The organism is Campylobacter sp. CFSAN093233 (assembly GCF_011068165.1).
GTDB classification, from domain to species: domain Bacteria; phylum Campylobacterota; class Campylobacteria; order Campylobacterales; family Campylobacteraceae; genus Campylobacter_D; species Campylobacter_D jejuni.
This window is the reverse complement of sequence record NZ_JAAMWY010000001.1, coordinates 128,952-152,295: the sequence shown is the minus strand read 5'-3', so window position 1 is coordinate 152,295 and position 23,344 is coordinate 128,952. Positions and strand designations below refer to the sequence as shown.

Genomic DNA, 23,344 nt, shown 5'->3' with positions numbered 1-23,344 from the left:
CTTCATATTGCTAAAATTTTATTAAATTAACTTGCTTTTAATGATGAAATTTTAGTGATATTATCTTCAAAAGCTTTTAAAATACTATAAGCAATACCTTCAAAATCAAGCCCACCGCAAAGATAGATTAAAGTCATACGAAAAGATTTACTCACATCAAGCTTTGGTTTTTCAGCATTCATATTTAACTTAAAATCATAAGGACTTGCATGTTTAAAAGCATAATTTTTTGCCACAATTAAAAAATCATTCTTATCTTTTAAAAATGCGCCTTTAACCAAAATAAAACTCATCTCAAGATATTTCCAAAAATCTTTTGAAGGCATAGGATTTTCATCAAAATTTTGTTCTATAAAAGCATAGTTTTTCTCAAAGGATTTTTTATAATTTTCTACAAGCGAAGCACCTAATTTATTTTTAGCTATATTTTGTAAAATAAGTTTTATATTGCTTTCAAATTCAAAATCTATTTGTTCTAAAATTTTAATTTGCTCTTCTAGAAAAAATTCTTGTTTTAACTCTTCATTGCAAAGTTTAGCGTAAGAAGAAATATTTGCCATAGGTTTTTCATAATTCCCAAACTCATCCCAAAAATTTTTCTCACTACAGGCTATACAACCATGTCCTGCAGCCACTGGCCAAGAAGTTTTAGCATTAAATTTCACTTTAGGACAGTTGTTGTAAGTATAAGGTCCTTTACAACCTATCTTAAATAAACAAGCTCCATTCTTTGCAGCTTCATCGTCAAAATGTTCAGCAAAAATCCCACTTTCAAATTTCGCCTTTCTTTCACACATATCATGCAAACATTTACCATAAGCCCACACAGGACGATTTTGCTCATCAAGTTCAGGCAAAACTCCAAATAAAGCAAAAAAACTTAAAGTCGCAATGATATTTATATCACTTGGAGGACAACCTGGGATATTTACTACTTTCTGACTTAAAACTTCGCTAATACCACAAGTTTTACTAGGATTTGGATAAGCAGCTTGAATACCACCATAACTTGAACAAGTACCCACTGCAAAGATAGCCTTGGCTTTAGCGGCTAGTTTGTCTAAAATTTCATAGCCACTCTCTCCTTGCGCTCCTATAGTAAGAAAAAAGGTATCAATGGCTGCAACACCACCTTCAACCGCTAAAATAAAATCTTCTTCTAAAACATGTTCTAAAAGCTCTTCAGCCTTAGTGCCATTTGCTGCCATTAAAGTTTCATGATATTCTAAAGAAAAAAAATCAAAAATAAGCTCATCAAAACTTGGCAACTCAGAACGCAACAAACTCTCACTACACCCTGTACATTCACAAAGATGAAGCCATACTAACTTTGTTTTAGGTGCGATTTGAAAAAATCTTTGTGCAAGAACTGGAATTTCATTACCTAAAGATAAGTGCTTAGCAAGAATTTTTACACTTTCTTCATTGATAACCTTATCCTCTTTTAAAGTAGAATTTTCAAGTTTTTTAATGCGATCTTCAAGTATATTTTTTAATTCTTCATTGCTAAGCTTTGCCATCTTTTATCCTTTTTGATTATCCCAACAAAGAACAGTTTGCCCTTCTTCATTTTTTTCAACATCACCCATACCCATGATGTTATATCCTGCATCAACATAATGTATTTCACCTGTAACACCATTTGCCAAATCGCTAAGTAAATACATAGCCGAATTTCCTACATCTTCTATACTAACATTGCGTTTTAAAGGAGAATTGATTTCATTGTATTTTAAAATCATTCTAAAATCCCCTATTCCACTTGCTGCTAAAGTTTTAATAGGACCTGCTGAAATAGCATTAACGCGGATTCCTTTTACTCCTAAATCTCTTGCTAAATAACGCACAGAACTTTCAAGTGCAGCTTTTGCTACACCCATAACATTATAATGAGGTACATATTTAACCCCACCAAGATAACTTAAAGTCAAAATCGAACCCTTATCTTTTAAAATAGGTAAAACCGCACGTGTTAAAGAAAGTAAAGAATACACAGAAGTTTGCATAGCTATATCAAAAGCTTCTTTTGAAGTTTCTAAAAAAGAATTTTCTAAAGCTTCTTTTGGAGCAAAAGCAACCGCATGCACTACAAAATCAATCTCGCCTAAATCTTTTTTGATTTTTTCAGCGATAGAATCTAAATGCTCGTTATTATTTACATCAAGCTCATAAACAAAATTAGAATTAAACTCTTGTGCTATAGGTTCTACGCGTTTTTTTAAAGCATCATTTAAAAAAGTAAAAGCAAGCTCGGCTCCTTGATCAAAACATGCTTTTGCTATGCCATAAGCGATAGATTTATTATTCGCAACCCCTACAATAAGGCCTTTTTTACCCTTCATAATCATCTTTTATCCTTTGATTAATTTTATAAAATTTTCTACTTTTAAAGCTGCAGAGCCTATCAAAACTCCACCACAATGATTTACACTTAAAATTTCTTTGATATTATTTTCATTCACACTTCCACCATAAAGCAAAGGTACCTTGGTTAAACTCGCTAAAAATTCAAGCACTTTAGCGATATCTGTACTTTGTGCGCTCACTCCCGTTCCTATAGAATAAATAGGCTCATAAGCGATGATGAGTTTTTCATAATTTAAATCAATAATTTCAAGTTGTTTTTTTAAAAACTCTAAAGTCTTGCCTGAATTTTTTGTATCTAAATTTTCACCTATACAAAAAACAATTTTATAACCATGCTCTTTAGCAAAATCAAATTTAGCCTTAATAAATTCTTCATCTCCTAAAGCTCTTCTTTCAGAATGCCCGATTAAAACACATTTGATCCCAAATTCGTCCAAATGCTCTTTTCCAAGCTCGCCTGTAAAAGCACCATTAACACAAGGATAAAAATTTTGCGCTCCTTGTATGAAGTTATTTTCATTTTCTAAAAATGCTACACTAGGTGGGAAAACGATAATATCATCACATTTTGCTCCCATAGTTTTATTTAAAATTTCAGCATAAATTTTAAAACTTGCTCTTGTGTGATTGCATTTTAAATTTGCAGCAAAGATCATTCATTTTCCTTAGATCTTAAAGCTTTTACGCCTGGAAGTTCTTTACCTTCTATAAGTTCAAGAGAAGCACCACCTCCAGTGGAAATAAAAGTCATTTCATCTGCATCACCTGCGCGCGCAACCACATCAGCCGTATCACCGCCTCCAACAACAGAAGTTGCATGTCCTTCGCTGATATAATGACTCATTTTAATGCTACCTTTTGAAAATTTATCAATTTCAAAAACACCCATAGGTCCATTCCACCAAATCGTTTGCGCATCAGAAATCACCTCTTTAAAAAGTCTCACACTCGCAGGTCCTATATCTAAACCCATCCAACCATTTGGAATTTCTTGCGCTGGAACAAATTTCATCGGCGCATCTTGTGAGCACGCAGGAGCGGCTACAACGTCTACTGGAAGATAAATTTTCACTCCTAAATTTTTACCCTTGGTAAGAATTTTATTAGCTTCTTCTAAAAGTTCTTCTTCTAAAAGTGAATTTCCTATATCATAACCTAAAGCTTTTAAAAAAGTAAATGCCATACCTCCGCCTATGATTAATTTATCTACCTTTGGTAATAAATTTGTCAATGCTTGAAGTTTTCCACTTACCTTTGAACCTCCAACAACAGCGACAAAAGGACGTGCTGGATGTTTGATAAGATTGCTTGCAAAATCAATTTCTTTTTGGAGTAAAAATCCTGCGCCTTTGTGTTTTTCATCAAAAAATTTAGTAATCGCCTCTACACTAGAATGTGCTCTATGGCATACTCCAAAAGCATCATTGATATAAACTTGAACCATAGAAGCAAGTTCTTTGGCTAAATTTTCATCATTTTTAGTTTCGCCTTTTTCAAAACGCAAATTTTCAAGAAGTAAAATTTCACCCGCTTTTAAATTCATAGCTTTAGTTTTTGCATCTTCGCCGATAACATCTTTTGCCATAATAATTTCTTTATCTAAAAGTCTAGCAAGACGCTTAGCAACAGGTTCTAAAGAATACTTGGAACTAATTTCTTTTGGACGCCCTAAATGAGAGGCTAAAATCACACTACAACCATTATCCAAACAATATCTTATCGTAGGAATAGCTGATCTTATGCGTCTATCATCAGTGATATTTAAAAAATCATCTTGAGGAACATTAAAATCACATCTTATAAAAACTTTTTTCTTAGCTAAATCAATGTCTTTTATAGAAATAATATCACTCATGATTAAGCCTTATTTGCAATATATACTGCCATATCTACCAGACGACTTGAATAGCCCCATTCATTATCATACCAAGCAATCACCTTGATAAAATCATCCGCAATCACTTGAGTTAAATCACTTGCCACAATTGCTCCATAAGAACAAGTGATAAAATCGCTTGAAACTCTTTCATCATCATCTACCATTAAAATGCCTTTTAAATTTGTAGTTGCAGCTTTTCTAAAAGCTTCATTGATTTCATCTTTGCTAACTTTACGGCTTAGTTGTGCGGTTAAATCCACGCTTGATACATCAATCACTGGCACACGCATACTTTGTCCGTGAAGCTTGCCATTAAGCTCAGGCATAACAAGCTTCATAGCTTTTGCTGCGCCTGTAGAAGTTGGAATGATATTTTGTGCTGCAGCACGAGAACGGCGTTTATCTTTAGCTTTAGCATCAATAATACTTTGTCCATTTGTATAAGCATGTATTGTTGTCATAAGTCCTTTTTCGATACCAAAATTATCTTGTAAAACACGACAAACAGGACCTAAACAATTTGTTGTACAACTTGCATTAGAAATAATGCTTTCACCCTTGTAAAGTTCTGAATTTACTCCTAAAACATAAGTAGGAGTATCATCTTTTGCAGGAGCACTCATGATCACTTTTTGCACTCCCATATCTATAAATTCTTGACATTTTGCCATAGTTAAATGCGCTCCTGTGCACTCTAAAACAATTTGTACACCGTGTTTTGCAAAGTCAAGATCTTTTACATTGCGACTTTTAAATACTTTGATTTTTTTACCATTTACCACTAAATCATCGCCTTCACTATCAACACTGCCTTTAAATTCACCATGTACTGTATCGTATTTAAAAAGGTATTTTGTAAGTTCAATATCCGTAGTATCATTTATCGCCACAAGCTCAATATCATTTCTTTCTAAGATGATTCTTGCTACACATCTGCCTATGCGTCCAAAACCATTTATAGCAACTTTTACAGCCATTTAATTTCCTTTTGCAAAATATAATGCTAATATTCTACAAAAAAAAGGTTAAAATTTTAATGAAGATAGCACTTTTTGGTGGCAGTTTTGATCCACCGCATAATGGTCATAATAGCGTTGTTTTAGAGGCTTTGGGAAAATTAGATATTGATAAACTTATTATTATGCCTACTTATATCAATCCTTTTAAACAAAGTTTTAGTGCTGATGAAAAGCAAAGATTCTTATGGGTTAAAAAACTTTGGGGACATTTGCCAAAAGTTGAAATTTGCGATTTTGAAATCAGGCAAAAACGCCCTGTTCCTAGCATAGAAAGTGTTAAGTATCTTTATAAGCTTTATAATCCTAGTAAATTTTATCTTTTAATTGGCGCAGATCATTTAGAAAAACTTCATCTTTGGCATGATTTTGAAAAACTCAATTCTTTAGTAGAATTTGTTATTGCTAATCGCAATGATATAGGAATTCCTAAGAATTTCAAAGATTTAAAAACCAATAAAAAAATCGCTTCTTCTTTCATACGCGACACTTTAAATACAAATGAGGTTTGTGAAGAAATTAAAGATGAAGTAAAAAAATATTATGAAAAATTACAAAAAAATTGATACAATTTCAAAAATTAAAGGACAATAATGCAAGAAAGAATAGATTTAATCGTTAAAATTTTAGATGAAAAAAAAGCTGAAAATATCAAAACCATTGACATGAGCGAGCAAGAATACTTTGTAAAATATGTCATTATTGCAGCTACTTTAGGAGAAAGACACGCTCTATCTTTGATCGATGAGCTTAAAACACGACTTAAAGCCAAAGGTGAGGAATTTTTAAACATAGATAGTAGTGAAGAATGGAGCGTGATTGATCTTGGTGATATTTTAATCCATCTTTTAACACCAGAACACAGAGGAATTTATAATATAGAAGAATTATTAGAAAATCTTAAAAAAGGTAGGGTTTAAAAAGGCTAAAATTTATTAGTCTTTTTAATTTTTAGAGATTATCGATATATTCTTTAATTTCTTTTTTGATTTTCTCTTTTTGTTCTTTTAAAGCTTCTTTTTTAGCTTTATACTCAGCCTTACTCATATAATCTTTTTGTTCTTTTAAAGCATCAAGTTCTTTTTCGATTTTTTCCACTTCTTGTTCTTTAAGTTTTTTAGCTTCTAACTTTTTATCATAAAACATAGGATCTTTAGCACAATCATTTTGTACTTGTTTTAAAGCAAGCTCTAAGCTTAAAGTTCTAGCTGTATCATTATGCGCTTTAGAAAAACTGATTTCTTTATTGATACGATCGATTTTTCTATCACATTCACTTGCACCAAAAGCAAAAGCACATAGTGTAAGTAAAATAAGTATTTTTTTCATTTTTAATTCCTTTTTAAAATAAATTAAATCGCGGAATATTATCTCATCAATTCTTAAATCTAGCTTTTATATCATTAAACAAAGTAAATACCATACTTTCAAGCTCTTTTGCTCTTTCTAAAGATGTTGCCTCAAAGCGTGTGATAAGATAAGGGCTGGTATTAGATGCACGAAGTAAAGCCCATCCATCGCCAAAATCTATCCTAGCTCCATCAATTTCACAAAGACTTTTAACACCTTTTAAAGCTCCTTTTTCAATCTCTTTTTGAAATTCTTCCACAAGTTTGAATTTTTCTTCTTCATTTACAGGAATTTTAATTTCAGGTGTAGTATAAAGTTTTGGTAAAGCTTTAATCATACTTTCTAGATCAAAACCTTTATAAACAAGCTCCAAGGCTCTTAAAAATGCATAAATTCCATCATCATAACCAAAATATCTATGTTTAAAGAAAATATGCCCACTCACTTCAGCAGCTAAATCAATATCTTTTTCTTTCATCATTTTTTTGATATTAGAATGTCCTGTTTTTCCCATAAAAATAGTTCCAAATTTAGCCACTTCATCAAAAAGATTTTTAGAACATTTTACCTCACCTAAAATGCGTGGATTAGGGATATCTTTAGCAAACAAATAACAAAGCTCATCCCCACAAAATACATGAGTTTTACTTAAAGCAACCATTCTATCAGCATCCCCATCAAAAGCAAAAGCCAAAGAATAATCTTGATTTTGATTTAAAAATTCTCTAATCGCACTTAAGTTTTCTTCTTCTGTAGGATCTGGAGCATGGTTTGGAAACTGTCCATCGGGCTCTGCAAACATTACATGAGCTTTTAAATTTAAAGCCTTGATTAAAGGCTTTATCACCACTCCAGCCGCACCATTTGTGCAATCAACACCAAATTTATAATTAAAATCCTTTAAAAAGCTAAATTGCTCGCACATAAATTTCACATAAAGGTTTAAAATATCGTATTTTTCTACTTCTAAATTTTCTTCAATATCATCATCTAAATGCTTATAAACTTCTTTTGAAAACTCTTTTAATTCTACACCAAAAAAACTTTCTTTATTAATAGTAATTTTAAAACCATTATAATCTTTTGGGTTATGAGAGCCTGTTATCATAACATTTGCATCAAATTTTAAGCCCTCATAAAGACTAAAATATCCCAATGGAGTTGGTACAAGCCCTATATCATAGATTTTTATTCCCGCTTTGTTAAGTCCACTCACTAGATAATTAAAAAGTTCATTTGCACTATATCTTGCATCATAGCCCACGCTTACATTTTTACAACCCCTATTTAACATAGTTTGTCCCAAACAAAAACCTATAGCTTTAACGCTTTTTTCATTCAATTCTTTGTCGTAAAGTCCTCTTATATCATATTCTCTAAAAATCACATCTAACATTTTTTCCTTCAAATTCATCTCTTCTTTGACCTAAATTTATCGTTTTTCTAAAGCAAATTTGGATAGAAAAGAAATTTTTGCTACAATTTTACATTAATTTCACTAAATGAAGGAAAATTTATGGATGAAGAATTAGAAAACGAAGAAACAAAAAAGAAAAAAGGTGGTTCACTTGTAATTATTATTGTTATTTTACTTTTTGTTTTACTTCTTAGTATTATGGGAGTAATTGCTTGGCTTATTTCAAGCAGTTCAAGTGATGAAAGTGAAGTCAAAGAAGCTCCAAAAGAAGAGGCAAAAGCCGATAAACCTAAAGTTTCAGCTCCTGCTCAGCGAGGTAGTGATTTTGCTAATATAGGTCCTATGTATCCACTTGATCCTTTTACCCTAAATTTGCTTAGCGATAGCGGCTCAAGATATGTAAAATGCACTATAGAACTAGAACAAAATAGCGAACTTTTAAAACCTGAACTTGATAAAAAAGTCCCAGTCATTCGTGATATTATTATTCGTACATTAACAGCTAAAACTTTTGAAGAAGTAAGTACACAAAAAGGCAAAGAACGTTTAAAAGATGAGCTAGTTGGAAAAATCAATGAAATTTTAACCGATGGCTTTATTAAAAATGTTTATTTTACGGATTTTGTAGTTTCTTAATGCGTGTAGGCTGTGATATCATCGCCATTTCTAGAATAGAAAAAATTCATTCTAGACATGGCAAAAATTTTTTGGATAAATTTCTAAGCCCAAAAGAACAAATACTCATTAAAAATCCAGCAACTCTAGCAGGTCTTTGGGCTGCTAAAGAAGCCGCTAGCAAGGCTTTGGGTGTTGGAATTTGTGAATTATGCAGTTTTTTTGATATTGAAATATCAAAAGATGAAAAAAACGCGCCTAAATTAAAATATTCTCAAAAAATTACAAAAGATTTTAATATCACTCAAACTTCCCTAAGTATTTCTCATGATAATGGTTTTGCTATAGCCATAGTGGCTGTAGTTTGATTATTTTCCTATAGTTTGCTTGTCTAAATTTCTTGAAAGTATGAAATCCACCACAGGTTGTTCTCTTTTGTTTGCTCTTTTACAATGATCTTTTTGAAAAAAATCTGTGATTTTTATAACAATCCTTGCCCATTTTTTGCGATTTCTTTCACGCCACGCATGAGAAGAAACGCTCTCCCAAGCATAGCCATTAAACAAGCTTGCATTTACAAAATGATCTAAGGCTCTAACACCCTGTCTTGCTCGTGCGGTATTAAAAAAAATTCCTATAATCACGATAAAAAGATATCCTAAAACTGCTAAAGGTACTATTGCACAAAGCAGAATAGTCCCTGCTAATTTTTCTTTTAAGCTTCCTTTTAAAGTGCGTTTTACACGACGACGAAAATTGGCGCGAATTTTAGTTCTAACTCTTTTCATAGCTTTCTTTTGCTAAATTTTATCCTCATACCATTAGCCGAACGCACTGTTAAACGCCCTACTACATCAGGTACAAAACCTTCTTCAAGTTCTAGTTTGTAAGTTTTTAAAATATTAGCCAAAATCAAAATCGCTTCTTGCATAGCAAAACCTTGTCCTATACAAATTCTTTCCCCTACCCCAAAAGGCAAATAAGCATCTTTTTTGTACTCTCCTTCAAAACGAGAAGGATTAAATCCATGCGGATTTGTCCAAAATTCTTCATGTCTGTGTATCAGCCAAGGAGCAATCACCACCCCAGAACCTTTTTTAATAAGCTTATCTCTAACTTGAGTATCTTTTTTTGCCTCTCTTGCAAAAAACCCAACAGGAGGATAAAGTCTTAAAGATTCTTTAAAAATATTTGTTAAGTATTTAAACTGTCTTAGATGCGAAATTTCAATGACTCCACCCTGTAAAACCTGAGTAATCTCCTCGTAAGCTTTTTCTTGCTCCTTAGGATAAAGACTAAGCAAATAAAGCGTCCATGTCAAAGAACTTGCTGTGGTTTCATGTCCTGCTAAAAAAAGCATAGCCACTTGATCTAAAATTTCCTCAAAAGAAAAACGCTTATTTGTATCAGCATCCACTACTAAAAGCAAAGATCCTAAAATATCTTCAAATTCTGCATTATCTGCCATATCATATCTTGGTTTTATGATATCACTTAAAACCTGTCTGATCACATCTCCGGCCTTAGCACGCTTACAATCTCCTAACACATAAGAAAGCCATTTTGGAAAACGAAACATACGACGCATGGCTGTATGCACGCTTTGCTCTTGAAAAGTCACAAATGCGTTTAAGATTTTTTTACCTTTTTCCTCATCGAGTTTTGAAGACATAATGGTGCGAAAAATCACATCAGCGGTAATAAAAGTCATAGCTTCATCTACTTCGATAACAGCATGATTTGGATACTTGCTAAAACGATCCATCATATCTGCCACAGCTTCACTCATAAGATTAAACACTTTATTGATACGAGTCATTTCAAAACTTGGACGCAAAAGCTCTCTTTGTTTTTTCCAAACTTCACCATTTGTAGTAAAAATACTCTCCCCTAAAAGCGGACTTAAAAGCTCATGTAAAAATGCACTTTTAGGAAATTCTCTAACCTCATCAACCATCATTCTTTTAACTTCTTTAGTGTCATTTATGACATAAAGATCAAAATTTGGCATCTTCACATAGCCTGTTTGCATTTTATAACTACGCTCATAAAGCCCGTCAAGCCAAGATCTACGCTTTAACAAAAAAGTTAAAAGCGTAGAAGCTTTATTTTTATAAGGTTTTGGAAAAAAGGGGCATTCACTCATATTTTTACCTTTTCTTCTAAAAATTTAGGCATTATGATGAAAGAAAAAAAATCATAATCACCTTTAACACTAATACTATAAAGATATAAAAAGTGCGCTTTGTTTTTATCTCTTTTTATTTTTTTATACTCATGTTTTTCATATAAAGTGTGAAATTTAGCACTTAAAAATGGGGGTGTAAATTTAGCATTTACACCACTCGTGCGGAAAAAATCCACTTGAGGAAAACATGCTCCATCAATAATCGATGTGTAATCATACCATTTTAAATCAAACCTTGAAACAAATTCAAGCTTCTTTCTAAATTCATCCGCTTTTTTTTGATAACTCACTAAAGGAATGCATTCTCCTAAAGTAAGAATTTTTAATTTACGAAGTAAAGATAAATCTAAATTTTGTCTTAAAATACACTCCAAAACTTCTATACAAACTATAGTTCCAACACTATGTGCTACTAAAACAAGTTCATAATCTTGTTTATTTTCATTTTGTTTTAGCTTATCTACTATGGTATTCGCAAAAAGCTTGATTCTTTCTTGCATAGTGCCTGTTTTTTTATCTTGCCAAGTAGCACAAAAAGCACAAATTCTTGCTATCCAAAATACAGCTAATTTCTTACCTAATTTAAATAAAAAATGATTTAGTAAAAATCCTAAAAAACATCCTATGATAATAGCTAAAGAAAAATGCATATAATTTTGCAAAAAAGCAAAACTTCCAAAAGCCAAAACCAAAGAAAATAGTAAAGAAAATAACACATAAAAAAAAGGATAATAACCTGTGATAAGTTGATAAATCGACTCTTTGCCAAATTTGATAAAAAGCCCTGTGATAGTATAAATTCTAAAAAAACTATAACAATCTGCCAAAGCATCTTTATAATTTTCTGACCAATTTTTCTTAACAATATCATTCCATGTTAAAAAATGATATTTAGTTTGTACTCCTTCGCAAGAAATTTGAAAAAAAGGAAATTGCTCATTTTTTTCAATTTTACTTAAATCAACTTTAATATTAAAAACATGAGAATAATCTTTTAGGTTTTTTTTAAATAAATCATAATAAAATCTATAACTTTTAGGATCATATCCTGCTATATAAAATACTTCCCTATCCATACAATAATTTCTTTTTGCTTTTAATTATAACAACTTTGCTTTAAAAGCTCTCTTAATCAAAGCTTTTTAGTCTTATTTGTCTAAAAAGAAATTTTTATAAAAATTGCCGTTGAATTGATTAGTTTGTAAAAGATATTTTTTAAAATTACATACCAAAACAGGATTGGGTTTATAAGCATGAGCTTCACGCCAAAAAAATTGAAGTTTTTTTGGATAAGATAAGCCTTCAAAATCATAAAAAGCATTGCCACAAACCTTAGTCGGACAGCCTTCTAAAATAGCACTAAGGCCTACTGTTGAATTTATAGTAATACAACCCAAAGCCTTTCTTAAAAGAACTGGCAAGTGGGTATCATGAACATATAAAACCCTTCCTTCTACATGATATTTTTGACTTAAATCATTTATGAGTTTAGAATAATTCTTATAGCCCCTATCCATGGGATGGTGTTTAAAAACTAGATAAGATTTAGCTCTTGCATGGTTTGCAAAAGAAAGTATGGTTTCCTCTATAAAGTGCTCTATGCTTTTTTTGTAATGATATTTAATTTGCGTATCGCTATAAACTTGTAAAATCGCCAAAAAGTACTTTTTTTCTAAATTATAAATCTTTTCATTTAGTTTTTTTTCTGTAATCTTATAAAGATACTTTCTATACAATGATCTAAACCAAAATAAAAATTCAAAAGGATATAAAGTGCGATGATGAAGTTTGTTGTTAAAAAATGGAGCCAAAATAAAAGCAAACAACCAATACAAAAAAGCATCAAAAGCCATAAATTTAAATCCACCTGGAATTTCTTTTATGCTTTCTTTGGTAAAAATATTTTGAGAAAGATAAAAATTTTTATCACGCGGTAAAGAAGAATTTGCATTCACCCCATCTTTTTCCAAAGTAATACAATAAGGCCTTAAATATCCTTCTTCAAAAATCCATATTTCAATTCCTAATTCTTTAGCCACTTTAATAGCCTTAGCATGGATAATACGACAATCATTATACATTAAAATAGCATCGATTTTTTTGCTTTGAAAAAAATCTCTATAGAAATTTTCAAGATCTTTTTCATCGCACTTACACCTCGTTCCACTAGGATAGAAAAAAAAATCTCCACCGTTAAAATTGAGTTTAAAAACTTTGGTTTGTTTTTTTTTCATTTTTATTGCAAGATGATGAAAAAAATTTCCCACAGGCCCTTGCAAGAGTAAAACATTTTTACCGCTAAATTCTTTTTTAATTTTAGTGCTAAATCTCATTTCTTTGCTAAAAATTCATAAAATCTTCTTATTTTTCTAAGCATAAAAGTTTTAAAATCTATTGCCAATTTTATATATTTTTTTGAAAAATAAGCTTTTTGTAAATTTAGCATTATATCTAAACAAACTTCAATTTCACATAAAGTTTTTGTTTTAGGATTTATATATCTTGGATATGCTATCAAAGCACCTGCTACAAGCTCTTCTAGGCTTAGTTTTCTTGTTCTTCTTTCGCATCTATATTTATCTTTTGTTAAACCCCAGCCCGCATAAAAAGGCATACCATAAGTAAAAACTTTTTTAGCTCTTAAAAGAGCATCAAAACCACTTGTAGAAGTAATAGTGTGAATTTCATCAGCAATTTTTATAGCACTATCGATACTGCAATCTTTTACAATCTCATCACAAAATTCCAAGATGAGTGTTTCATCTTTTAAACCTACACGGTTGCCACTTAACACATCAGGATGAGGCTTAAAGATGATATAAGCATCTTGATTTTTAGAACGCACCTCCTTAAGCAAATCAAGAGTAGATAAACCAAAACCCCCTAAAATCATCGAAGCATCATCTTCAACTTGGGCGGGGATTAAAATAATCTTTTGTCCTATTTTGGCATTGATCTTTAAATTTTCATGCTTTAAGCCATTATATTTTGAAAAGCGGTTCTCAAGTAAGATTTTTATAATATTTTTTGCCCTATTTAGCATATTTTCATCAAAAATTTCATTTTGCAAAAGCTCTTCTAATTTGCTTGCTTTATTTGGATCTATGTAAAGTCCTTTATCATCAATGATTAAAGAAAAAGGACGCGTAAGATCAGAACCTAAAGAGATTGAGCGAATAAATCCATCTTCAACTAAAGAAATTTTGGGAGTAAAATGGAGCAAATCCTCATCTTGCGCTTTTTTTATAAGAGTAGTTTTAAGAGCGTTATAATCTATCCTTTTACCCCAAATAAAAAATTTATCATTTTCTTTTAATTGTATATTCTTTAAGCAATCTAAGAAATCTAGAAATATGATTTCATTGTTTTTAGCTATAAAAAAAGGTTTTACAAATTTCCTTTTCCATTTTGAAAATCCAAAGAAAAAAAGTCTATTAGAATTTGCCTTTTCTATATCTTTATATTTTGCTAAAGTTTGAATAGTATCAAAAATATTACTTTTTTGATTTAAATAAGGATTAAAATACTCAGCATAAAGTATATAAGCAGCATAGAAAACTTCTTCTAAACTTCTTTTTTGCATCCTTCTTTTACACTCTAATTTATCTTTTGTTAGACCCCAACCTGCATAAAAAGGCATACCATAACAAATACACTCACATTCTTGCATCAAAGCTTCAAAACCCATGCCAGAAGTTTTGGTATAAACCTTATCAAAAAACTCAAGCAAGGCTATGGGATTAAAATTTTCAGTGATTAAAATACATTCTTTAGATAAGGAATTTATATCTAAATCACTTTGTTTTTTACCACTTAAAACATCAGGATGGATTTTTATATAAATTTTAGATTTAGGATTTTCTTTTATGGCATCTTTTATCATATCGACAGTTTTAAAATCTTTAGCAAGCCCAAATTCAAGCGAGGCATCATTGGCCGTTTGAGTGATGATTAAAACGCGTTTTTCATCTTTTTGAAAATAATCATCTGGGATATCAAGATTGTTATTATACTTGCTAATTTTATATTTTTTGATAAGCTCTATAGCTTTTTTAGCTTGCTTGATTTCTTCATCTTTAAATTCATAAGTATTTAAAAGATTTTCAAGCTTTGAAGGCATTGTTGCATCATAATAAATGCCTATATCATCTTTAACTATAGAAAAACTTGGGCTATTTTCAACTCCTAGGTTTAATGAGCGAATAAATCCATCTTCAAATAAAATCAAAGAACCACCGAATTTTTTATGGAATAAAAATGCATATCTACCGGTACGCTTTCTCCCCCATCCATAAAATTTTTTCTTATAAAATATTTGAATAAAATTATTTACATAAAAATAATAACCATTTAACATTTTTTAATGCCTATAGTATCTACAATTTGCTCGAGTCTTTGTTTCCAAGTATGATTTTTTGCAATAAATTCTGCTCCATTTTTTAATTTGATTTTATCATCTTCACTTAAACCATTTTTTTGAAATTTGTACAGCATATTTCGCAATTCTTTTTCTGTTTGAAATGAATAACAATAGTCTTTAAAATATTTTTCAACGGCTGAAGTATGATTAGTAATAGCTATACCTCCACAAGCTATAATCTCTATAAGTCTTCTTGAAAACATAGTAGGAGAATTTTCAATAGTATTAACATTTAATGAAATTAAATATTTTTTATATATCTGCGCAGTTTTTTTATACTCTACTGAAGGATAAATTTGCATACCTTTAAATATTGGATATCTATAGTTAGTAGATTTTCTATTTGAATTTCTATCAAAAACATCAAGATTATTAATTTCAGAAGATAATTTAAACATCATATCTTGATAAAATCTTCTTTTTTCATGTATATGTCTTGAATAACTTCCAACAAAATTTGCCTTATTTAAAGTAAAATTAAATCCAGTAAAATTATGAAATTTAGACTGAACAGCAAAAGGCAAAACACCCACAAAAGAATTTTCTCCTACATAAGACTTATACTTTGATATACAGTTTTCATCAACGGTAAAAATAAAATCAAATAATTTTGCACTTTCTATAAATCTATCAAAATGCACATGATCTTCTTTATTCCAAAATACCGTCGGAATATTTAATGTTTTGGCAAAATCTACGCATTTTTGTAGTTTTTTATTATTTCTTTTTGGATAATCAGGATATGAGGCAATTTGATACTTCCATTTATTTTTGCAACCATGCCAAGCTGATTCAACAAACAAAAAGTCAGGTTTCCAAAAATAAAACAACACTTTATAATTAATTGGGGTTACATTTCTTAAAACAACCCCATCTTCTTCTTTTAAAGAAGCATAGGTTAACTCATCTGCTATTAAAGCTATTTTTAATACATTATTCACGCATAACACCAAAATATTTTTTAATAAAATTATACTATTTTTTTCTCAACTTGTATATTTCAAATAAAAATTTGATATACCCCCCCCCACCATACCAATTTTTATGAGCTTTTATAAGAGCCTCTCCTAATTTATAAGAAATATGATTTTTAAGCTTAATAGCTTCTTGATAATCAGGATATTGTTTCAAAGAAGGTAATTTTAGGGAAAAATCTTTTTTTATTTTCTCTTGATAAATTTTCTGATATTGTCTGTATGATACTACCGTACTTAACAATGCTATAGGCATTATTAAATAACCTAGGAAAGATTTAGAATTTACTATCATAGTTTGCCCTAGTTTATAAGATAATTGATTTTGAATTCTAGATTTAGCAGTGCCATATTTAACTTGAAAAAATAATTTAGTTTGAATCTGGTTGAATTGCATTATTTTAGACTGTATAATTATGTCTTTTCCTTCTATAATTTTATCTTTAGTTTTTACTACATCTAATATAAATTCAGCTATTTTATCCCAATACTCTGACTTCATTTCTTTAAGCTTATAATTTTCTTTATAATTACTTAAATCCTGCTTTTGGAATAATCTTTCTTTAAAAGGAAAAAATTCTTTTCTTACCCATTCGTTTGATTTTTCAAAATAATCAAGATAAGATTGCATTATTTTTTTAGGAGGTTTAAATTTTAGAAACAAACATTTAGAAGTAAAATATTTATCATACAATTCCACGAAATTATAATTATTATTTTTAATATTTAAAGCTTTACAAAATTCAATACCTATTAAATCCAAACTTTCATTTTGTTTTGAAGGTATAACAAATCTACCATCCCACTTTAACCCTATAGTATGTATAAAATCTTTCAGTAAATCACCTTGATAAAATTCATTTTTATCAAAAAGTCTTACTATTAAATTTTCTTTCCCAAAAATTTCAGAATATCTTTGGCAAATCCATTGATTATTAAAAATATATTGTCTGTCATATTCCCAAGGATTTATAAAGCATGGTATAGAATTATAATTCGTTTTTATTAACTGAGTAGATAAAGACACTAAAAGATCGCTCGTATTTCTTAGATATAAAATTAAAATAATTTTATTAAAACCCAATTCTTTAAAAAATTTCTTTAAAATTTTTATATATTTAATATCATGAAAATGCCATGTAATTCCTTCTGTAGAAAATAAAAAATCTCTTTTGGTTTAAATAATTTCTTCCTTTAAAGTATAAAATAATTTTAATCTAGAACGATGTTTCAAAACTAATATTTTCCCAATTCAAATTATTTTTAAATTCAAAACAAAAATTAACAAGAACATTATGTCTAGTATGAGATTCTATTGAATTTGCATAAATTATATTTTGAATTTTCAATTTTTCCTTATTTTCACTCAAAAATTTCTGTATAGTTGTTGTGCCTGTTTTTGGGGTTTCTATATGAACATAAGCAGTAATCTACTCTCCTAATTTCAATTTCAAATCTTATAAAATCATATCTATATTTATTAAAATTTTCTTTTATTATATACAATTTAAACCATGTATAAAAGGAGATATAGTCATTTCTTATGTTATGACTTAAAACATAAATAATATCACTTTACACATGAAAAAATAAATTATAAAATTCATGTTTATCGCAAAACAAAATATAATCTTGCGGTATTCCGATATCTATAAAATAATCATCAAAAATTTTAGCTCTTGCTTTTAATTTTTTATAATTTTCTTGTAAAAACTCTTCAAAAGAAAATTTTTTCTCTAAATCAAATTCATTAAAAATATCTTTAGTTAAAAGATAAATTCCACCATTAATTAAACCCTGTGTTTTAAATATTTTTTCCTCAAAGGAAATAACAAAACCTTGCCCATCAACATTTACCGTGCCATATCTATCAAAATCATTCATTTGTTTTAGAGCGAGACAAATTTTACTTCCATTTAGCTTTAATTTACTTAAATCTATGTCGAAAAAAGTATCGCCATTTAAAACATAAACTTCATTTTTTATAAATTTCAAAGCCTCTTTTATGGCTCCGCCTGTTCCTAGAGGTTCTTTTTCTATACTGTATTTTATTTTTATACCTAAAAACTCATCTTTAAAATATTCTTGTATCACCTCATACTTGTATGATACTGCTAAGATAACTTCTTTTATACCTTGCTTTTTAAGATACTCAAAAATAAATTCTAAAAAAGGCTTATCATTTATCGGTGCCATAGGTTTTGGAACATCTTTTATAACGCTTTTAAGTCTTGTTCCTAAGCCACCGCAAAGTATTATTGCTTGCAAGAAAAACCCTTACCGAAAAGCTCTTCTTCGACAATAGCACAAATAATATGCCCTATTAAAATATGTGCTTCTTGAATTCTTGGAGTGCAAGTTGAAGGCACTTTTATACAATAATCACAAAGCTCATTCATAGCCCCACCACTAGCTCCGCTTAAGCCTATGCTTATGATTTCTTTTTGTTTGCAAAGCTCTAGAGCTTTTAGGATATTTTTACTATTTCCGCTTGTAGAAATTCCTATAAAAACATCTCCCTTAACTCCTTGAGCTTGCACTTGTCTAGCAAATAAATTTTCATAACCATAATCATTGCCAATAGCAGTTAAAATACTTGTATCTGTAGTAAGCGCAATGCTTGCAATCCCTAGTCTATCAAAATAAAATCTACTTACAAATTCCCCTGCAATATGCTGTGCATCTGCTGCACTACCACCGTTTCCTGCTAATAAAGTTTTGTTACCATTTTTATAAGCTTTTATGATTTCTAATGAAGCATTTTTAATAAGAGTTATCAAATTCTCATCTTTTAAAATTTGCTCTTTTACTAAAATTGATTCTTGAAAATGTTCTTTTATATAAGAATTTAAATTCTCCATGATTTAACCCCCTCTTTTGTAAATGAAAAATCTTGTACATAACCTTGCTCTTTGCTTAAAGCTTTGATTAAGTTGTATTTTTTTGTAGGATCCACAAAGAAAAACATAAATCCACCTGCTCCTGCTCCACTAGTTTTGCCACTATAAGCTCCATTATCTATAGCTAGTTTATAAATTCTTTCAAGTTCATCATTGCTAACGATTTCTGAAATGATTTTTTTTGACTGCCAAGACTTGCCTAAAATTTTCGCCAAAGTATCAAAATCCGCCTTAAATAAAGCTTCTTTCATCTTTATAGCATCTTGTTTTATAGCGTGCATAGCTTCAAGAGATTTTTCATCTCCGAGCTTTCCTTTTTTATGCTCTTCTATATCTTTTGCTTCTCTTGTGATATTTGTAAAATAAAGCACAATTCTAGCTTCAAGCTCACTAGCTATCCAGTTTTTAATACGCAAAGGATTAACAATAACTCTTTTATTGTTATAAAATTCCATAAAATTAAAGCCACCAAAAGTTGCGGCGTATTGATCTTGTGCTCCACCTACTATGCCTAAATCTTCTCTTTCTATCTCATAAGCAAGCTTAGCGATTTCATATTCTCCTAAAGGTAGATTAAGCCATTCTGCAAAGGCTTTTATAACCCCTACAACCAAAGTTGAGCTTCCGCCCAAACCACTACCACTTGGTACATCTGAGTATGTATGCAAAGAAAAACTTAAAGGTTTTTTTGTAAAATCTTTTACAATGCGATTATAAACACTTTTAAAAATATCTAATTTTCCATCATTTCCTAAGAATTCTTTACTTTCGTACTCAGAGTAAGAATTTGTATCAGGAGAATCAAAAATGATTTTTCCATCTTCTCTTTCGATCAAAGTACAATGTATGTATAAAGATATAGTCGCATTTAAAACATAACCTGTGTATTTATCACAATATAAATTTATATCAGTCCCTCCACCTGCTAAACCAAGGCGAAGAGGAGTTTGTGTGCGTATGGTTTTCATCTATTTAACGGAATCCTTCCTTTTTTTATCTCATCTCTCCAATGATTTAACAAATCTTCAAACATTTTTCTAGCTGCAATTTCTGGCTTCCAGTTAATAAAACTTTTGATTTTTGTGTTATCAAACATTTGATAATCCGCATCAATAGGACGCAATCTTTCTTCATCTTGCTCTATTTTTATATCCTTTCTTGTAGAAAAAGATAAAAGAATTTCTATAACCTCTGGGAGTTTAAAAGCCTCTTCTCCTGCTATATTAAAAGCTTCCCCACAAGGAACTTTTCCTTTTTGGCTTTCTAATGAAAGTAGATAATAAGCCCTTATAGCATCTCTGGCATCTTGAAAGGTTCTTACGCTTGAGAGATTTCCAACCTTGATAACAGGCTCTTGATAACCCGTTTCAATCAAAGCAATTTGCTTTGCAACCGTGCTTTCAAAAAACACATCAGAACGTCTTGGGCCACTATGTGTTCCCATTCTTGTAACAAAAGTGCGAATGTTATAAGCTTCGCCATAAAATCTTCCTAAATAATCGGTGCCGATTTTGCTTATACTATAAGGACTTGCACCGTGAAAAGTTGTATCTTCGTTTAACTTAATACCTACCTTTGCTCTACCATAAACTTCACTGGAAGAACATACATGCACTACAGGGTTATAACCATCTTTCGCCTTTAAAATTCTAATATTTTCTAGGATATTTGCCGTACCTATTATATTAGTCTGTAAAGTTTCAATCGGTATATCAAAAGAAGTTTTTGGATAAGACTGAGCTGCTAGGTGAAAAATCACATCAGGTCTTTGACTCTCAAAAAGTTTTTGAAGACTAGAGTAATCATTTAAATCTGCATAAAAAATGCTTATTCTATCTTTTTTATTAATCCTATCACTTAAATGATAGATATTGTCCATAGGCTCTTGCCAACGCATCATTCCTATAACTTCATAATCCGTATTTGCAAGCAAAAAATCTGCCATTTGAGAACCAACTTGCCCTGTAAATCCTGTAATTAGTGCTGTTTTTTTCATAAACTATCCAATACTTTTTTAAATAAATTAATTTGATTACTAATACTAAATTGGTGATTACCTACAAAAAATCCTTTTTCATGAATATATTTTGCATTTTTTAATTCCTGATGAATTTCATAGTCAAAATACTTAATTACCTCATTTTGCGTAAAATCTCCAGTAGCTATAGGACGGTATTCTATATCATTTTCTTCTAGTTTTTTAATAATATCTTTTCTTTGTAATTTAGAATTTGGTTTAATTACCAATGAAAATCCAAACCATGAGCTACTTCCAATTTCTTTTTGCATAATAAATTCAGGATGATTTTGAAAGTATTCGCAGAATAATTTCGCGTTTTCTCTACGATGTTTTAAAAACATAAGTAATTTTTTAAGCTGTTCTATACCAATAGCCCCACTCATTTCCACTGGACGCACATTATATCCTGGCAACACAAAACGAAATGACTCACTAAACCAATCGTCGCTTTTATTGGCTACTAAATTTTCTTTTGGAAGATTTCTAGTCCAACCATGCGCTCTTAAACATAGCAAAATATGATACAGCTCATCATCATCCGTGACAACAAAACCACCTTCCATTGTGGCCATATGGTGAGAAAAGAAGGTTGAAAAAGTTCCCATAATACCAAAAGTTCCAGTTTGCTTTCCCTTATACTCTGCCCCCATTGATTCGCAATTATCTTCTAATAAAATAATATCTTTTCCTTTGATAAGATCATTAATCGTATCAAAATCATTAGGATTTCCTAATAAATTTACAACCATAATCATTTTTGTTTTATCGCTAATAGCACTACTTAAAGCATCTAAGTCGTAATTTAGTGTTTCTAAATCTATATCTACAAATTTTAATTTCAAGCCATACTGATAAAGTGGATAATAAGTAGTACTCCATGATACCGCAGGAACTATAACTTCGTCTCCTCTTTTTAATTTAGGATTTTTTGTATAAAACAAGGCTGCTGTTGCTATCAAATTTGCAGTTGACCCTGAGCTTGTCATAACCGCATACTTCGAGCCCGTAAATTTAGCAAAATCTTTTTCAAATTCAGCTACTTTTTTACCCATAGTAAACATATCGCTTTTAATAACATCTTGTATCGCTTGTAATTCTTTTTCATCCCAAGTTGATGAAGCTAGTGTATATTTTTTCATTTTGTTTTACTCCTTTTTTATAGTCATGATACATTCTCACCAAACCATCTCTTAATTCTATCTTATAATGCCATCCTAATGCTCTAATTTTATTAGTATCTATAACTTTTCTGGCAGTTCCATCATTTTCCATCTTATTTTCAAAAAGCACTTCTCCTCTATACTCAAGAATATCTTTAATCATATAAGCCAATTCTTTAATTGATATATCCTCTCCTGTTCCAATATTAATATGAGCATTACCCTGATTCCATCCTTCTCGTTCGACAACTTCATTAAAAGATATATTTTTCATAATATAAATACTAGCTTCTGCCAAATCCTCACAATGTAAAAATTCTCTTCGTGAATTACCAGTACCCAATAATTTTACAGATTTATCATTAATATTATTTTGTTTTAAAATCATAAAAGCTTCCTCCTTTGTTTTAACTCCCAAATCATCAATTAATTCTTTATAATTACATTCATTTAACAATTTTGCTAAATAAATTTTTCTAAAAATGGCAGCTTGCACATGTGCTGTTTGTATATCAAAATTATCATTAGAGCCATAAATACTAACGGGCATAATTGAAATATAATCCACACCGTACTGCAAACTATAAAATTCACACATTTTAAGTCCTGCTATTTTAGCAATAGCATATGGCTCATTATTATATTGCAATTTCCCAGTAAGTAAACTACTTTCCTTGATAGGTAATTGCACTTCTTCGGGATAAATACAAATGCTCCCTAAGTATATAAGTTTTTTCACTCCATTTAAGTAAGAATAATGAATCACATTACTTTGCATAACAAGATTATTATATAAAAATTCCGCACGTTGATTTAACTGAGCAAGCATTCCTCCTACTTTTGCCGCGCAAAAAAAGACACAATCAGGTTTTTCTTTTTCAAAAAAATATTTTACGGCCTCTTGATTCATTAAATCTAATTCTTGATGAGTTTTGCAAATAATATTACAAAAACCATCTTGTTGCAATTTTTTTAAAATTGTAGATCCTATTAAACCCGTGTGACCTGCAACATATATTTTAGATTGCTTATTCATAA

Annotated in this window: 24 protein-coding genes; 4 read left to right on the top strand and 20 right to left on the bottom strand. The window is 30.2% G+C overall.

Annotation, left to right across the window (positions count from 1 at the left end; genetic code table 11):
- Positions 1-26: 26 nt before the first annotated feature.
- The 5 genes from FBF15_RS00740 to gap are packed head-to-tail and all read right to left on the bottom strand — an operon-like array spanning position 27 to position 5,223.
- Positions 27-1,520 carry a hydrogenase small subunit gene (locus tag FBF15_RS00740; RefSeq protein ID WP_165434529.1) on the bottom strand — a complete coding sequence of 498 codons (1,494 nt, stop codon included), beginning with the start codon at positions 1,518-1,520 and terminating at the stop codon, positions 27-29.
- A 3-nt stretch (positions 1,521-1,523) separates the two neighbouring features.
- Positions 1,524-2,348, bottom strand: coding sequence for an enoyl-ACP reductase FabI (gene fabI, locus FBF15_RS00735; RefSeq protein ID WP_002780456.1), 825 nt, complete (start codon positions 2,346-2,348; stop codon positions 1,524-1,526).
- Between the two features lie 3 nt (positions 2,349-2,351).
- Positions 2,352-3,023 (bottom strand): triose-phosphate isomerase, encoded by a 672-nt coding sequence (locus FBF15_RS00730; protein ID WP_002859678.1) that lies wholly within the window; start codon positions 3,021-3,023, stop codon positions 2,352-2,354.
- A complete protein-coding gene (locus FBF15_RS00725) occupies positions 3,020-4,222 on the bottom strand; it encodes a phosphoglycerate kinase (RefSeq protein ID WP_002783833.1) in 1,203 nt (400 codons plus the stop codon). The genes FBF15_RS00730 and FBF15_RS00725 overlap by 4 nt, the downstream gene beginning before the upstream one ends.
- Positions 4,223-4,224: 2 nt before the next feature.
- Entirely contained in the window at positions 4,225-5,223 is a 999-nt protein-coding gene (gene gap, locus FBF15_RS00720; RefSeq protein ID WP_038817135.1) for a type I glyceraldehyde-3-phosphate dehydrogenase, read from the bottom strand.
- Positions 5,224-5,282: 59 nt separating this feature from the next.
- Between gap and nadD the strand changes: the two genes are divergently transcribed.
- Complete coding sequence (gene nadD / locus FBF15_RS09390) at positions 5,283-5,828, top strand: nicotinate (nicotinamide) nucleotide adenylyltransferase (RefSeq protein WP_032586852.1); 546 nt, start codon at positions 5,283-5,285, stop codon at positions 5,826-5,828.
- A gap of 27 nt (positions 5,829-5,855) precedes the next feature.
- Positions 5,856-6,182, top strand: a complete 327-nt coding sequence (rsfS, locus tag FBF15_RS09385) for a ribosome silencing factor (protein WP_002858238.1) — start codon at positions 5,856-5,858, stop codon at positions 6,180-6,182.
- Positions 6,183-6,213: 31 nt separating this feature from the next.
- Here the strand turns inward: rsfS and FBF15_RS00710 are convergent, their stop codons facing one another.
- Positions 6,214-6,591 carry a DUF1090 family protein gene (locus tag FBF15_RS00710; RefSeq protein ID WP_002860386.1) on the bottom strand — a complete coding sequence of 126 codons (378 nt, stop codon included), beginning with the start codon at positions 6,589-6,591 and terminating at the stop codon, positions 6,214-6,216.
- Between the two features lie 46 nt (positions 6,592-6,637).
- Positions 6,638-8,026, bottom strand: coding sequence for a phosphoglucosamine mutase PgmL (gene pgmL, locus FBF15_RS00705; protein WP_010891933.1), 1,389 nt, complete (start codon positions 8,024-8,026; stop codon positions 6,638-6,640).
- Between the two features lie 102 nt (positions 8,027-8,128).
- On the opposite strand from pgmL, the gene fliL reads away from it, so the two are divergent.
- Positions 8,129-8,665, top strand: coding sequence for a flagellar basal body-associated protein FliL (gene fliL / locus FBF15_RS00700; RefSeq protein ID WP_002780442.1), 537 nt, complete (start codon positions 8,129-8,131; stop codon positions 8,663-8,665).
- Positions 8,665-9,012 (top strand): holo-ACP synthase, encoded by a 348-nt coding sequence (gene acpS / locus FBF15_RS00695; RefSeq protein WP_002780441.1) that lies wholly within the window; start codon positions 8,665-8,667, stop codon positions 9,010-9,012. The genes fliL and acpS overlap by 1 nt, the downstream gene beginning before the upstream one ends.
- Here acpS and FBF15_RS00690 read toward each other — a convergent pair whose 3' ends face one another.
- The 13 genes from FBF15_RS00690 to FBF15_RS00630 form a co-directional block, all read right to left on the bottom strand.
- Entirely contained in the window at positions 9,013-9,432 is a 420-nt protein-coding gene (locus tag FBF15_RS00690; protein WP_002780440.1) for a hypothetical protein, read from the bottom strand.
- Positions 9,429-10,790 (bottom strand): cytochrome P450, encoded by a 1,362-nt coding sequence (locus tag FBF15_RS00685; RefSeq protein WP_002780438.1) that lies wholly within the window; start codon positions 10,788-10,790, stop codon positions 9,429-9,431. The genes FBF15_RS00690 and FBF15_RS00685 overlap by 4 nt, the downstream gene beginning before the upstream one ends.
- Complete coding sequence (locus FBF15_RS00680; RefSeq protein WP_002780436.1) at positions 10,787-11,908, bottom strand: hypothetical protein; 1,122 nt, start codon at positions 11,906-11,908, stop codon at positions 10,787-10,789. The genes FBF15_RS00685 and FBF15_RS00680 overlap by 4 nt, the downstream gene beginning before the upstream one ends.
- 72 nt (positions 11,909-11,980) lie before the next feature.
- Entirely contained in the window at positions 11,981-13,165 is a 1,185-nt protein-coding gene (kpsS, locus tag FBF15_RS00675; RefSeq protein WP_002780434.1) for a capsule polysaccharide modification protein KpsS, read from the bottom strand.
- Complete coding sequence (locus FBF15_RS00670; RefSeq protein ID WP_002780433.1) at positions 13,162-15,189, bottom strand: capsular polysaccharide biosynthesis protein; 2,028 nt, start codon at positions 15,187-15,189, stop codon at positions 13,162-13,164. Before FBF15_RS00670 ends, kpsS begins: the two co-directional genes overlap by 4 nt.
- Positions 15,183-16,193: a glycosyltransferase gene (locus FBF15_RS00665; protein WP_002780431.1), complete on the bottom strand. Its 1,011-nt coding sequence runs from the start codon at positions 16,191-16,193 to the stop codon at positions 15,183-15,185. The genes FBF15_RS00670 and FBF15_RS00665 overlap by 7 nt, the downstream gene beginning before the upstream one ends.
- A 34-nt stretch (positions 16,194-16,227) precedes the next feature.
- Positions 16,228-17,310, bottom strand: a complete 1,083-nt coding sequence (locus tag FBF15_RS09380) for a hypothetical protein (protein ID WP_052773656.1) — start codon at positions 17,308-17,310, stop codon at positions 16,228-16,230.
- A 491-nt stretch (positions 17,311-17,801) separates the two neighbouring features.
- The gene (locus FBF15_RS00655) at positions 17,802-18,494 is read right to left on the bottom strand and encodes a nucleotidyltransferase family protein (RefSeq protein ID WP_165434528.1); all 693 of its coding nucleotides are present in this window, start codon (positions 18,492-18,494) and stop codon (positions 17,802-17,804) included.
- Positions 18,482-19,087: a D-sedoheptulose 7-phosphate isomerase gene (gene gmhA2, locus FBF15_RS00650; protein WP_165434527.1), complete on the bottom strand. Its 606-nt coding sequence runs from the start codon at positions 19,085-19,087 to the stop codon at positions 18,482-18,484. The genes FBF15_RS00655 and gmhA2 overlap by 13 nt, the downstream gene beginning before the upstream one ends.
- A complete protein-coding gene (gene hddA / locus FBF15_RS00645) occupies positions 19,075-20,094 on the bottom strand; it encodes a D-glycero-D-manno-heptose 7-phosphate kinase (RefSeq protein WP_165434526.1) in 1,020 nt (339 codons plus the stop codon). Before hddA ends, gmhA2 begins: the two co-directional genes overlap by 13 nt.
- The gene (locus tag FBF15_RS00640; RefSeq protein ID WP_002781088.1) at positions 20,091-21,122 is read right to left on the bottom strand and encodes a GDP-mannose 4,6-dehydratase; all 1,032 of its coding nucleotides are present in this window, start codon (positions 21,120-21,122) and stop codon (positions 20,091-20,093) included. Before FBF15_RS00640 ends, hddA begins: the two co-directional genes overlap by 4 nt.
- On the bottom strand, positions 21,119-22,285 hold the full coding sequence (locus FBF15_RS00635) for a DegT/DnrJ/EryC1/StrS family aminotransferase (protein WP_002781090.1): 1,167 nt from the start codon (positions 22,283-22,285) through the stop codon (positions 21,119-21,121). The genes FBF15_RS00640 and FBF15_RS00635 overlap by 4 nt, the downstream gene beginning before the upstream one ends.
- A complete protein-coding gene (locus tag FBF15_RS00630) occupies positions 22,248-23,342 on the bottom strand; it encodes a GDP-L-fucose synthase (protein ID WP_002781092.1) in 1,095 nt (364 codons plus the stop codon). Before FBF15_RS00630 ends, FBF15_RS00635 begins: the two co-directional genes overlap by 38 nt.
- Positions 23,343-23,344: the final 2 nt, after the last annotated feature.